The sequence below is a fragment of the Leptospiraceae bacterium genome (genome assembly GCA_025059995.1).
GTDB lineage: Bacteria > Spirochaetota > Leptospiria > Leptospirales > Leptonemataceae > SKYB61.
The window spans coordinates 1-12,608 of the sequence record JANXCF010000004.1 but is presented as its reverse complement, the minus strand read 5'-3'; the positions used below and the strand labels follow the sequence as shown (position 1 = coordinate 12,608).

Sequence of the window (12,608 nt, the reverse complement as noted above, 5' to 3'; positions counted from 1 at the left end):
AAGATGCAAAAAAAAAAAAACATATGAACCTGAAAATTCTAAATTACAAGAAAATTGATTGGTTTAGTGTGGTTTTTCCCTTCATAATAATAGTTTACGGACTACTAATTGTTATCAATGCAAATTTTAGTGCAATTGATGATTATGTTTTCGTTGATAATCTATTAAAAGGAAAACCTTTACCAATTGATTCTTTTGTATTGCCAGAAGTTGGAAGATTCTTTCCTCTTCTTGGTTTTGAATACAATTTTGTAGCTCTGTTTTCAACCTCTCCGTATTTCTTTTTCGGATTTAATTCTATACAGTTTTTTATCGTTGTTTATTTGATTTATTACCTGTTAAAAGATTATATAAAAGATAAAAAAGTGATTTTTTTTGTGATCCTTATTTTAATTTTTCTACCCTCCTTTGTGTCTTCATGGCATAGATTGCTTCTCTCAGAAAGAAATGTGTTTTTTTTATTGATTTTGTTTTTGATCTTTTTTCTCAAATATCAAAAAGATCAAAAACCTTTATATATAATTCTAAGTCTGATTTTTGCTAACATAGCACTCTATTATAAAGAGCCAGTTTTTTTGATGCTTGGTAGCTTTGCTTTTTTTCATCTTCTATTTGGATGGAAAGAATTGAACCCAAAGCAAAAGCTTTTAGATTATTTACTTATAGTTTCATCTTTTATTTTTATTGTTTTGTATTTTTTCATTGTCTATATAAATAAAGGTGAAACTCCATACGGTGCAACGGAAGCACAGTGGATTTTGAATTTTTTAAAAAACTCTTTTAGATATAGCATGTATGAACCCATAATTTTCTTTATTATCCTACCTGCAATCATCTTGAGAATCCATGAAATATTAATATTAAAAGAAAAAAAACCAGATATATTTCATGACTCCTTACTTTTTTCTACTTTTTTCTACTTTTTTTTATTTGTCTATATTTCTTTTTTATCTAAAGTTTTTTAGTCATTATTATTTACTGCCCATCTATGCCTTTGGATTATTGCCTATTTTGTATTATTTTAAAGAATTATACAAAAAAATGTTATTTAAATTTTTGTTCAGTTTAACATTACTCATTATTTTAATAAATGGTATTCCAACAACCCTACATTTATTATCCCTTTACAAAAGCATGCAAGTAAATTTTCAAAATACAATAGATTTTCTTGTATCTTATATCAAAGATAACTCTGGTAATGAAAAAAGGTTATCAATTTTTCTTTATAACACTGATTTTAGTAGTGGAGCACATAATTTTACAAGTTATGAAAAGTTTTTAGAATTCAGAGGTCTTAATCACCATGAATTCGATTTAAAAGCTAATGTTGGTGGCTTTCAATTATTAAAATATATAAAAGAGAATAAAAATAGCCCATATACTTATGCAAGAGAATTCGAGCCATCAACAATAGAATCTGGTGATATTGTAATCATTACTCCTTTTATGCAAAGTTTTGTTAGCCTTGATAAAAGAGAAATTAAAGAAATGCTAAAAGATTATGATTTACTATTTCATGCCGACTCAATCCCCGAAATACCAGAATTAAATATAGTTTCTTTAGCTAAATACTATCTATACAAAAAATACGAAAAAGAATTAAGAGATACTAAGGTTATGTCCAATAGTAATGTATTTTTCTACCCAATTGATTTTTATGTCCTAAGAAAAAAATAGAGAATTCATTCCCTTACTCCTTTTTCTGTAGGTATCCGCGTTTTTTGAGTTTTTGTTCTTCGAAATACTTCATGATTTCGGGGGTGGTTTTCCATCGTTGGTGGACCCAAAAATATTGCTCAGGATAGATTTTGATAAACGTCTCTAATGATTTCATCCACTTTTTTGTCCATTCTTCTATGATGTATTCTCGATTTTGTTTGTCACTTTTGGGGATTCGTCCCAAGTATTGATAATGTAGTAAAAGTTTTCCTTTGTCTTTGTGCAGCATGGTGATGAAATACAAATTTGCATGGCTCATGGTTCCCATGAAGGCGGGTCCTTTGTAGGTAGAGGCTGGACGGTTCAAAAAAGGGATCATAATCCCTGCTCCACCTGCATTTTGATCGGCAGCAAACCCCAAGAGATTCCCATTTTGAAGAAACCTTACGGCAACAATTGCTTCTTCCATCTCGAAGAGTCTTGCTCCCGTAAGGGTTCGAGCCTTCAAAAACCATCGATCCAAAAATGGATTCTTGATGGCTTTATAAATAATCCCAGCTTTGGGATAAAATCGATAGCCTACATATTGAGCAAGATTTTCCCAAGTTCCTAAATGCCCACTAATGAGAATTACGGGCTCATTATTTTGTAGTTTTTCTTGGATTTCTTTTTCTATTTGATGAGTTTCTTCGGTTTTCAATAGGTGTTTTTCGAACCAGTCTTTATTCATTCTTTTTTTTAAAAAAGTATCAGCAAGTAGTCTTCCCAAGTGCTTAAGGTTTTCTCTGTAAATTTTTTGATAAAATTCTTTTGTTTCATTTGGAAAAGCAAACTCCAAGTTTTGTAGGATGATTTTTTTGTATTTCTTCACAATGAACGATAAAACTAAAACTACGAGATATCCCAGCCTCTGAGCTTGCTTGTAAGTCAGAATTCGAAATAAAAAACCGACTCCAAGGAAGATTAAATACAAAATAAAATTTACAAAGTTTTTCATATTTTAAATCCCTAACCAAGCAGCACCAAAAACGCCAGCGGAGTCTCCCAGTTGGTTTTTTTTGATGGGAGTTTTTACGTTGTGATAAAAAGTATATTTTTTGACTTTTTCATAGCCTATGGTATAGAGTTCTTCGATGTTTGATAAGCCACCACCCAATACAATCACATCCGGATCAAAAGTTGAAATGATACCTCCCACAGCTCTTCCATAGTCATCAAGAAATTTTTCAAAAACTTCTTTTGCCGGTGAGAGACTCTTTTTTGCTCTTTCGACAATCTCTTTCATACTGATTTTTTCTTTTGTGAGTTTGTAGTATTGATTTTCAACTCCACTTCCTGAAATCAAAGTTTCGATACATCCTCTGTTGCCACACCAACACTGTTCCCCTGAAGGATCGATGGAGAAATGTCCCCATTCTCCTGCTATTCCATGTCGTCCCCGATGAATTTTTTTATCCATCACAAAACCACCACCACAACCTGTTCCCATAATCACACCAAAAACAAAAGAAAATTCCTTTCCAGCTCCAGCCATAGCTTCTGCCAAAGCAAAACAATTGGCATCGTTTTCAATAAAGATGGGATGCTCAAGGAGAGCTTCGAGGTCTTTTTTTAAGGGCTTTCCAATGAGAATTGTAGTGTTGGCATTGATGACTACATCAGTCTCGGGATCAATTATACCAGGAATTCCCATGCCCAAAGTAAATTCTTTCCCAGATGGGATGTGGCTTAATGCTTTTTTGTATAAATTCTGGATGGTATGAAGGATACTTTCATAAGAAGACTTATCGGTGGGGATTCTCTCTCTGAGAAGAACTTCTTGATTTGAGTTGAGAAGAAGGATCTCGGTTTTGGTTCCACCCAAATCAATTCCAACACGATATTCCATATCTCAAAATAAAAATATGGTTTTTTTGATATTACCTTATTCTCAATCGTTTTTCATGTTTATTGATGTTTATTTGTGGTGGTTGTTTCATCGATAATTAGATCATGAAAACTGTTCTTATCTCCTATGAAGAAGAAAAAAACGAAGACATCATCAAAGAAAATGAATGGATCCACGCACCACGGGAATGGGTGTTTAAAGGGATTACCGATTCAGAATACATCAATGAATGGGGAGGTGGTCCATCAAAATTTCATTTAAAAGCCGGAGGAAAGTATCACCTTTGGGACGGAGAAATCTATGGGTTAGTTTTGGATTTCGTGGAAAATGAAAAGATCGTCATGACTCTTCGCGAAAAAGACTGGAAACCCGATTGGAAAGATTCCATTGTAGTCATAGAGTTATCCGATGAACGAAGCGGAACAAGGCTCAAGCTCTCTCATTCCCAATTTCCTGATAAGAAAATCAAAAAGAAACATGAATACGGCTGGGGAGAGTATTACCTTGGACCACTAAAAGCATATCTTGAAAATCTCTACTTTGCCCAACAAGTCCAAAAAAAAGAAAAAATCAAGAAGAAGAGCTAAAATAAAAAAGATTTTCCCTTCAGTCTGTTTAACTGAGTAAGAACTTTTATCGCATATCACAAAAGAAGATGTATTAAACTAAAAAAAACCTAAAAACGTGATGATATTACAATCACCCGAGAAAAACCACTATAAAGAAAAAGAAATAGAATTTTTCAGTCATCTTTTAACAAATCTAAACCAAAAATCCCAAAAAGAAAATCAAAAAGCTCAAAGACATGAAGTCCAAACGTAATTCCTCCATAGAGTCCAAAAGTAAATCGCACATCTCCAAAAATCTCAGGATTGCTAAAAGAACCTTTTTCTTTTAAGAAAAAATTCGATCTTCTATGTGGGTTTCTTGTGCCCCAAGGAAAATGAGCTTGGTAGAGTTTTTTTCTTCTCTCGAGCTCTTGATTTTGTTGCAATGCCTTCTGTATTTTTTGCCAGTATTTAATATATCTTTCTGGGATTTGGTTTGGGATTTGGTTTTGAACTTCGTTTTGGAATTCTTTTTCTAACTTAGGATCATGGGGATCTTTTATGCCTTTGAAATTCTCTGAGCCGAGAAAAATGATTTGAAATTCTTGGGATTGGACTTGTCCCAAATTAGCATTTTGAAATCCAAAACTAAACTTATCTTCATCTTGATAAAGTAAACCGAGTTTGAGAAAGCTAATTCGTGATGTCACTCCGTAGGTGTCAGTATGAACCTGAAGTGTGATGATGTCTCCGAAGTCATGAGCTCGTTTTTGTAAATAACTCTTACAAGAAAAACTCAAAGAAATAACGAATAAGACTGATACAAATGATAGATTTTTTTGAAGAAGCTTGTGTAAAGATAATGTTCGATTTTTTCCTTGGTTACCCATATGAAATCTTGGTTATTATTGAAATATTTTTGGAATCCTTCATAATCAACGAAAAAAACATTCGCATGGACCTCGTAATTCATGATATGATGTCGGATATTTCCTAAATGAACTACATTTTCGAGTTCTGAGAGTTTTTTCTCAAAAAAAGGAAAAGAGTAATGATGTTTAAAAAATAGATTTTGGTTTTTTACTAAGAGAAACTGGTCCTGTTTGGTTATAATATAAACGTAAAGTTGTTTTTTGGTTTTTGGGGTTTTTTTGTTTTTCGGGATGTTTTGGATCACTTCTCGTGGTAATGATGTGGCATCACAATATTCTTTCACAACACAAACACTGCACTTTGGGAATTTTTGGATGCAAATCGTAGAACCCAGTTCCATCAGAGCTTGATTATACAAAGAAGGAGTAGGTCGATATTCTGTAAGTATGAACTGAGAAATTTCTTTTGCTTTTACGTCCTTCCATTCTTTAGCGTAAAAATAAAAAAAACGAAAAATCACTCTTCGAACATTCCCATCAAAAACCGCATAAGGAAGATCGAAGGCAATACTCAAAATCGCAGAAGCTGTATAATCTCCAATCCCCGGAAGTTTTAGAAGTTCTTGGTATGATTTTGGGAAATTACCTTGATACTTCTCTACAAGGATTTGCGCTGTTTTATGAAGGTTTTTAGCTCTCTGATAATAACCCAAACCGCTCCATGCCCGATATACTTCTTCTACGGGAGCTTGTGCCAATGAGAAAACATCAGGAAACTTTTGAATGAAAGAGTCATATTTGCTTTGAAAAGAATTCACAACACTTCCTATGCGGGTTTGTTGAAGCATCACTTCTGCAATCCAAATCTTGTATGGTTCTTTTGTGTTTCGAAATGAAAGTCTTCGTTGATGATTGGAAAACCATTGTATCAGCTTTTTCAAAAACTCTGGGATGATTTCTTGTTTTGGGATCAATTTATGGTTTTGCCATCAAGACTTCTTTTTTTACATATTCTCTAATATCTACGAAATGACCTTCTAATGCAGCAGCTGCTGCCATTTCGGGACTTACCAGATGGGTTCTTCCTCCTCTTCCCTGTCGTCCTTCAAAATTCCGATTCGAAGTAGAAGCACAACGCTCTCCTTCTAAAAGATAATCATCATTCATTGCCAAACACATAGAACAGCCGGCAAATCTCCACTCAAACCCAGCTTCTTTGAAGATTTGGTCCAGTCCTTCCTCCACAGCTTGACGATAAACTCTACCCGAACCAGGAACAACGATTGCCTGAACCCTGGGATGAACTTTTTTTCCTTCTTTTAGTTTTTCTTTTACAATGGTTGCCGCTTTTCGTAAATCTTCAATTCGTGAGTTTGTACAAGAACCTATAAAAACTTTGTCTATTTTAATATCCACTATAGGGGTTCCTGGTTTTAAATCCATATATCGTAAAGCTTGCCGTGCGGATTCTCTTTCTATTGGATCTTTGAGCTTTTCTGGATCAGGAACCACATCCCTCACAGAAACTACTTGTCCTGGATTCGTTCCCCAAGTCACCATAGGCTCAATGTCTTCAGCTCGGAATTCAAACACTTTATCATAAACAGCATCTTGATCGGATCTCAAGTTCCTCCAGTATTCAACGGCACGTTCAAAGTCTTTGCCTTTTGGAGCATAATCTCGATCTTTTAAGTAAGCAAAGGTTTTTTCATCGGGAGCTACAAGTCCTGCTCTGGCTCCAGCTTCTATGGACATATTACATATCGTCATACGAGCTTCCATAGATAGTAATTCAATCGTGCTTCCTGCATATTCTATGACATATCCAGTTCCTCCTTTTGTTGTGATTTTTCCTATGATGTATAAAATCACATCTTTTGCTGTCACACCAAAGGGAAGTTCTCCATCAATTTTGATTAGCATGTTTTTAGATTTTTTTTGCTGCAAGGTTTGTGTTGCTAAAACATGTTCTACTTCACTTGTTCCAATACCGAAAGCCAGAGCTCCAAAAGCACCGTGCGTGCTGGTATGAGAATCCCCACAAACAATCACCGTTCCAGGTAGAGTAAGCCCCATCTCGGGACCAATCACATGAACAATTCCTTGATCGGGATGTTGGATATCGAATAGTTTGATGCCAAATTCTTCACAGTTTTTCTTTAAGGTTTCCATTTGAAGTCGGGAGATTTCTCCTGCTCCATTCCAATCACGGGTTCTCGTGGAAACGTTATGATCCATAGTTGCAAACGTTAAATCGGGTCTTCGAACCTTACGTTTGTTAATGCGCAACCCGTCAAAAGCTTGAGGAGATGTAACTTCATGAACTAAATGCCTATCAACAAATATCAAGCTTGTTTTTCCATCATCATAAACCAAATGGGATTCCCAAATTTTGTCATATAAAGTCTTAGGCATAAAACCATAAAAATAAAAAAACTCTCAATGACAATTGATTTATGTTTACTTAATATCAATATTTTTTTTCTCAACATACTTATACCATGTATAAGTATATAGTTTGACAAACAAAAATGATCGTTTTTTTTTGTTATTTGTTAAAAGGAGGAAAATATGGCAATTAATCGAAATCAAGTATTGAGTTTTTTTCAATGGGTTAGAGAAAATCTAAGTCTATTGATTGTTAGTGCATTGGTATTGGGGGCAGTAAAGGGCTATTTTTATCCTATGGAATTTAGTAGAGTCATTTGCGGTGCGGCTATGTTTTTTATGGTATATCCCATTATGATCAACTTAAAGATAGAAGACTCTTTTAAAGAATTCAAAAACTTTTCGAAAGTTTTGTGGGTGAGCTTCCTTGTGAATTTTCTTATATCTCCTATTATTGCCATTGGTATTATATTATTGTTTTTGCAACAAAATGTATACTTAGCCATTGGATTACTTTTGATTGGAAGTATTCCTACAAGTGGTTTGACTTTGAACTGGATCCATCAATTCAAAGGAAATATGAAGATGGGGATTTTACTTGTTTCGTTTAACATCATCACAGCATTCCTTTTGGTGCCAATATTTGTTCCTATCTTGTCTAATTTTATCTTGAAATCAGACTTCACTATCAACAGCTGGGTCATCATAGAAAAAATTTTCTTTATCATCGTTGTTCCTATGATTCTTGCATATCTTACGAGACTGTATTTTAGAAAAACCAACAACACTGAATTCCTACAAAATAACAAAGAAATTTTCTCGGGTATATCTAATTTAGGATTGATGCTTGTAATGTTTTTGCTTATGAGTCTAGAAAATAGTCAATATGTGTTTCAAAATGTTTTGAATACTCTCATCGTAATTCCTGCTATATTCTTATACTACATTGCGATGTTTTTTGTTTTTGTTTTTGGAATCAAACGCTTTCTTAAAGATGACGAAGTAATTCCATTATTTCTTTCCACGTTTTTAAGATACCATATCATAAGCTTAGGAATTGCTATTTCTGCTTTCGGTGAAACTCAAGAAGGCATCTTAGTGATGGTTCCCATCATTTTGGGCATTTTGATCCAACCGACAGTGGTATCTTTACTGGGCAAAAAATACGTATTAGTTCCAAAAACTCAAAGTTTATTTCCGTCAAAAGTTTAATAACAAAAAGGGAAGGGAATATGAAAATTGCTATTACGAGTCAGAACTTTCAAACCATCACTGGACATGCGGGAAAAACCTTTCGCTTCTTGATCTTTGAAGTTGAAGGAAACCAAATAACAGATCAATACCCTCAAGAAATTCCCAAAGAGTATGTTTTTCATAATTTCTTTCACAACATAAATGCAACTCCAGAAACTCCTCATCCTTTAGATGATGTAGATGTTTTCATCACAGGTTCTGCTGGGCATGGCTTTGTACATCGGATGGGACAGAGGGGGAAAAAAGTAATCATCACTTCTGAGACTGATCCCAAGTTGGCAGTGGAAAAATTTCTTCGAAATGAGCTAGAAGAATTAGAATCTCATCATCACTGATTTTTGGAGACGGCGGGATTCGAACCCGCGTCCTACCGTGCGCCTCGTAGCCATCTACATGCTTAGCCTATGCTTCATAGTGCCAGAAAGATGGTGCATAGGCGACCTCCTTTCTGGACCTGAGCACTTGATACTTTGTTATTAGCTGCTCAGTACTAATAACAAAGCCCTTCTTTCTTTTGGCACCCACATGCAACCCAGAAGGGTAGGTTGTAAGGGGCGCTCACTGCCAATTAGGCAGCGAGAGCGTATTCGTTGTTTGCACTTTTTTTGGGGGTTTTTAGGAGTTCCCAACTCCGCATGCAGGCTACGATACGCTCCCAGCAGTCGAAGCCAATTCGTCCCCCTTTTTTTATATATTCTAAAAAAATTCGAGTAGATGTCAATCTTTTTTTACTTTGATCTTCGGTTTTTTTCAAGAATTTTTTTTGATATAATTAATAACATCTCTTTTATAAAATGTTCCAAAAATATTCACATGAACCAGCAAGGGGTAAATCTGGAAGAACTCAATCATTTCGGGATGAACTCGAAATTTGCATTCTAGTGCAATTTCTTGATAATCAGAGAATGACAAAGGACTTCCAAAGAGCTCCAACATAGCAAAATCTTGCATCGGATGAGAAAACCCAAACGAAGGATCAATGAGATAGGCAAACTCCTCAGAAAAAAGTAAATTCCCACTCCAAAGATCTCCGTGCACTGGTCTTGGCATGTCTTTGTCTAAATTCCAAGATTCTACTTTAGTTTTTATAATCTTATAGAGTTGCTCTTTGTGAAGTTTTTGAAAATGTCCTTTTTCGATGGCTAAATCCATCATGGGTTCAATACGAGTTGCCCACCAAAAATCTAAAAATGATTTTGTTTCCTGATTTACTTGTTGTAAAACCCCCACATAGTTATTTTTATGATACCCATAGGTGATATTTGTATTTTTATAAAGATTTTTTAAAGAATGAATCAGGTCTCGTTTTGACTTCACATTGATTGATGTTTTTGGGACGAATTCCATCACGAGTAAAGAAGTGTTAGAATCCATTAGAACTACAATAGGGTCTGGCACTCGGGCACCAAAGGATTTTAGTTTTTCTAAGCCGTCGAACTCTGCTTCTGCCATCGTAATAGGATGGGTATCTTTAATGGCAATTTTTTTGTAATTGAGTTTCTTGCCTTTGAGTATAATTTCATTTTTTGTTTCCAACAAAAAAAGAGAAAATAAGTTCGTTGATAAATGAGAAAATTTGATTTCGTCTTTTACTTCATCTAAGTTATCGATATGTTTAAATACCAAATCTCGGATGTGGTTGATTTTAATCACGTTTCAGTTCTTTTCCCCCCACAATTACGTAATGAGGTCGATATATAGCAAATATCCCATTTTCCACTACACCGGGAATAGATTTTATTCGTATTTCTAAATCCTTCGGATCAAAATTATCAAATCGAACATCGAGAACAAAATTTCCGTTATCAGTTATCACTGGTCCGTCTTTTTTTACTGCCATTCGTAGTTGAACGTCTCGAGCTCCCATCTCAAGTAATTGCTTTTTTACAGAAGAAATTGCTTCAGGAAGGATCTCAACTGGGATGGGGAATTTTTCTCCCAACTTGGAGACTTGTTTCGTTGAATCCACAATACAAACAAAGGTTTTACTCATGGAGTGAACAATCTTTTCCATCGTATGAGCTGCTCCACCTCCTTTGATAAGTTGAAAATTAGGGTCCACTTCATCAGCTCCATCAACACTTAAATCCAACTCAGAAAAATAAGATACAGGATAAACAGGAATACCTGCTTCTTTTGCTAAAAGAAATGACTGAAAAGAAGTAGTGCAGGTAAGAATATTGAGATTTTCTTTTTGGATTTTTTCTCCTAGTTTTTTTATAAAAATTGCTGTGGTGCTACCCGTTCCTAAACCAATGGTTTTATTTCCTCTCACAAAATCCAAAGCTTTTATGGCAGATAATTCTTTTTCGCTTACATTTATAGATACATCCTTCATGACTGCATTTTTGTTTTTTTCTATTTTTTCTGCGATCAAGTTTAAAATTTTTGCAACCCTTTTAAAAGTGATTTTTCTAATACAAGCATGAAAACAATCAAACAAACAATCAAAGAATTAAACATTCCAACAACTTTGTATTTAGTTTTAAGTCCTTTCTTTGCCACTGGTGTGTTGATCTACTTTACTATCTATGATTTATGGAGATGGGAAACGGTAGTTCTTGCGATTTTTATGTGGGTTGCCTCTGGTATGTCAATAACAGTAGGATATCATCGACATTTCTCTCATCGAAGTTATAAAACCAAAAAGTGGATTGAATATTTATACATTTTATTTGGTAGTTCCGCTCTTGAGATGTCAGTTGTTGAATGGGCATTTGATCACCGAAATCACCATCGATATACAGATACCGAAAAAGATCCATATTCTATCAAAAAAGGTTTTTGGTATGCACATATTTTATGGCTTTTCTCCAAAAGAGGTGTAGAACCAGGAAAGCCAGAAATCGACTTCAAAAAAGTGGGAGATTTATGGAAAGATCCCTTCATACGTTTTCAGCATAAGTATTTTATTCCGATGGCAATTTTTATGGGGTTCTTATTTCCAGGCTTGATAGCTCTTTTATGGAATGATTTCTGGGGTGGAGTTTTGATTGCTGGATTGGTTCGCTCTGTGATTGTTCATCACGGCACTTTCGCCATAAACTCGGTTTGCCATGCTATTGGAAAACAACCTTATTCTTTGAGTGAAACAGCTCGCGATAGCTGGATTTCTGCTCTGTTAACTTTCGGCGAAGGTTATCACAACTTTCATCATAAATTTCCTGGAGATTATCGTAATGCCATTTTGCCATGGCAGTATGATCCCAGTAAGTGGTTTATTTGGATTCTATCGAAATTAGGTCTGGCATGGGATTTACATATCACTCCAGAAGAAAGAATTTATCAAGCCAAACTGGAAGTTATAGAGCAAAAAATAAAAAATCTCAGTGAATCAAACCTTGTAGAAAAAATCAAAGAAAAAAAACAACAAGTAGAAGCAATCATACAGCAAATCCTTTCTCATAAAGATCAAGCAATCGAAAACTCGAAAAAAATCATCGCACAAAAAAGAAAAGAACTCAAACAAAAATTCCAAGACCTCGAAAAGGAGTTCAACCATTACTTTTATAAAAAACTTCAATTCCAAAACTAAGTAGGTTCATCCTACTTAGTTTAATCAAGTAAATTTAGTTTCCTACATACCCTAAAAAAATCTTTTTTGTTTGAATTTAATTTTTCTTAAATCTTAAACAATATAGTTGATAATTACCTAAAAAAGATTTCTATGGTAATTAAATTAAAGAACTTAGAACCAAATCCAAACCAAGGAGAGAGTTATGAAAATATCAAGGAAAGACATGCTGAAACTTATCCCTGCATCTTTAGGCGCATTGGCATTAGGAACTCAATGTAAACCACAAGGTCAAGCTGGAGGTGGCGATAATCTTCCTGAAATCAACTGGAAACTTGCATCGAGCTTCCCAAGAAGCTTGGACACCATCTATGGTGCTGCTGAGGTGATGGCAGAATATGTTCGCAAGATGACCAACGGAAAATTCAACATCAGAGTCTATCCAGCAGGTGAACTCGTCCCAGGTCTCCAAGTCATGGACGCTG

Annotated in this window: 14 protein-coding genes and 1 other RNA gene; 7 read left to right on the top strand and 8 right to left on the bottom strand. The window is 34.7% G+C overall.

Annotated features, from left to right (window positions below; genetic code table 11):
- Positions 1-23 precede the first annotated feature (23 nt).
- Together NZ853_06635 and NZ853_06630 are read left to right on the top strand one after the other, a co-directional pair.
- On the top strand, positions 24-965 hold the full coding sequence (locus NZ853_06635) for a hypothetical protein (protein ID MCS7205354.1): 942 nt from the start codon (positions 24-26) through the stop codon (positions 963-965).
- Positions 966-1,041: 76 nt separating this feature from the next.
- Complete coding sequence (locus NZ853_06630; protein ID MCS7205353.1) at positions 1,042-1,677, top strand: hypothetical protein; 636 nt, start codon at positions 1,042-1,044, stop codon at positions 1,675-1,677.
- Between the two features lie 13 nt (positions 1,678-1,690).
- Here NZ853_06630 and NZ853_06625 read toward each other — a convergent pair whose 3' ends face one another.
- Complete coding sequence (locus NZ853_06625) at positions 1,691-2,656, bottom strand: lauroyl acyltransferase (protein ID MCS7205352.1); 966 nt, start codon at positions 2,654-2,656, stop codon at positions 1,691-1,693.
- A gap of 3 nt (positions 2,657-2,659) precedes the next feature.
- Positions 2,660-3,547: an ROK family protein gene (locus NZ853_06620; GenBank protein MCS7205351.1), complete on the bottom strand. Its 888-nt coding sequence runs from the start codon at positions 3,545-3,547 to the stop codon at positions 2,660-2,662.
- 104 nt (positions 3,548-3,651) lie between these two features.
- On the opposite strand from NZ853_06620, the gene NZ853_06615 reads away from it, so the two are divergent.
- Positions 3,652-4,134: an SRPBCC domain-containing protein gene (locus NZ853_06615; GenBank protein MCS7205350.1), complete on the top strand. Its 483-nt coding sequence runs from the start codon at positions 3,652-3,654 to the stop codon at positions 4,132-4,134.
- Positions 4,135-4,289: 155 nt separating this feature from the next.
- Here NZ853_06615 and NZ853_06610 read toward each other — a convergent pair whose 3' ends face one another.
- The 3 genes from NZ853_06610 to leuC are packed head-to-tail and all read right to left on the bottom strand — an operon-like array spanning position 4,290 to position 7,382.
- The gene (locus NZ853_06610) at positions 4,290-4,895 is read right to left on the bottom strand and encodes a hypothetical protein (protein ID MCS7205349.1); all 606 of its coding nucleotides are present in this window, start codon (positions 4,893-4,895) and stop codon (positions 4,290-4,292) included.
- The gene (locus NZ853_06605) at positions 4,892-5,941 is read right to left on the bottom strand and encodes a hypothetical protein (GenBank protein ID MCS7205348.1); all 1,050 of its coding nucleotides are present in this window, start codon (positions 5,939-5,941) and stop codon (positions 4,892-4,894) included. The genes NZ853_06610 and NZ853_06605 overlap by 4 nt, the downstream gene beginning before the upstream one ends.
- Before the next feature lies 1 nt (position 5,942).
- Complete coding sequence (leuC, locus tag NZ853_06600) at positions 5,943-7,382, bottom strand: 3-isopropylmalate dehydratase large subunit (GenBank protein MCS7205347.1); 1,440 nt, start codon at positions 7,380-7,382, stop codon at positions 5,943-5,945.
- 156 nt (positions 7,383-7,538) lie between these two features.
- Here leuC and NZ853_06595 point away from each other — a divergent pair, with 156 nt between their 5' ends.
- Together NZ853_06595 and NZ853_06590 are read left to right on the top strand one after the other, a co-directional pair.
- Complete coding sequence (locus NZ853_06595) at positions 7,539-8,567, top strand: hypothetical protein (GenBank protein ID MCS7205346.1); 1,029 nt, start codon at positions 7,539-7,541, stop codon at positions 8,565-8,567.
- Positions 8,568-8,587: 20 nt separating this feature from the next.
- A complete protein-coding gene (locus NZ853_06590; protein MCS7205345.1) occupies positions 8,588-8,944 on the top strand; it encodes a hypothetical protein in 357 nt (118 codons plus the stop codon).
- Between the two features lies 1 nt (position 8,945).
- Here NZ853_06590 and ssrA read toward each other — a convergent pair.
- The 3 genes from ssrA to rpiA form a co-directional block, all read right to left on the bottom strand.
- Positions 8,946-9,290: a transfer-messenger RNA gene (ssrA, locus tag NZ853_06585) on the bottom strand.
- A gap of 69 nt (positions 9,291-9,359) precedes the next feature.
- Entirely contained in the window at positions 9,360-10,262 is a 903-nt protein-coding gene (locus NZ853_06580; protein ID MCS7205344.1) for a fructosamine kinase family protein, read from the bottom strand.
- The gene (rpiA, locus tag NZ853_06575) at positions 10,255-10,947 is read right to left on the bottom strand and encodes a ribose 5-phosphate isomerase A (GenBank protein ID MCS7205343.1); all 693 of its coding nucleotides are present in this window, start codon (positions 10,945-10,947) and stop codon (positions 10,255-10,257) included. Before rpiA ends, NZ853_06580 begins: the two co-directional genes overlap by 8 nt.
- 87 nt (positions 10,948-11,034) lie before the next feature.
- Between rpiA and NZ853_06570 the strand changes: the two genes are divergently transcribed.
- Together NZ853_06570 and NZ853_06565 are read left to right on the top strand one after the other, a co-directional pair.
- Positions 11,035-12,144 carry a fatty acid desaturase gene (locus NZ853_06570; protein MCS7205342.1) on the top strand — a complete coding sequence of 370 codons (1,110 nt, stop codon included), beginning with the start codon at positions 11,035-11,037 and terminating at the stop codon, positions 12,142-12,144.
- Positions 12,145-12,328: 184 nt separating this feature from the next.
- Positions 12,329-12,608, top strand: a 280-nt coding sequence (locus NZ853_06565; GenBank protein MCS7205341.1) for an ABC transporter substrate-binding protein, incomplete at its 3' end; no start/stop codon positions are given.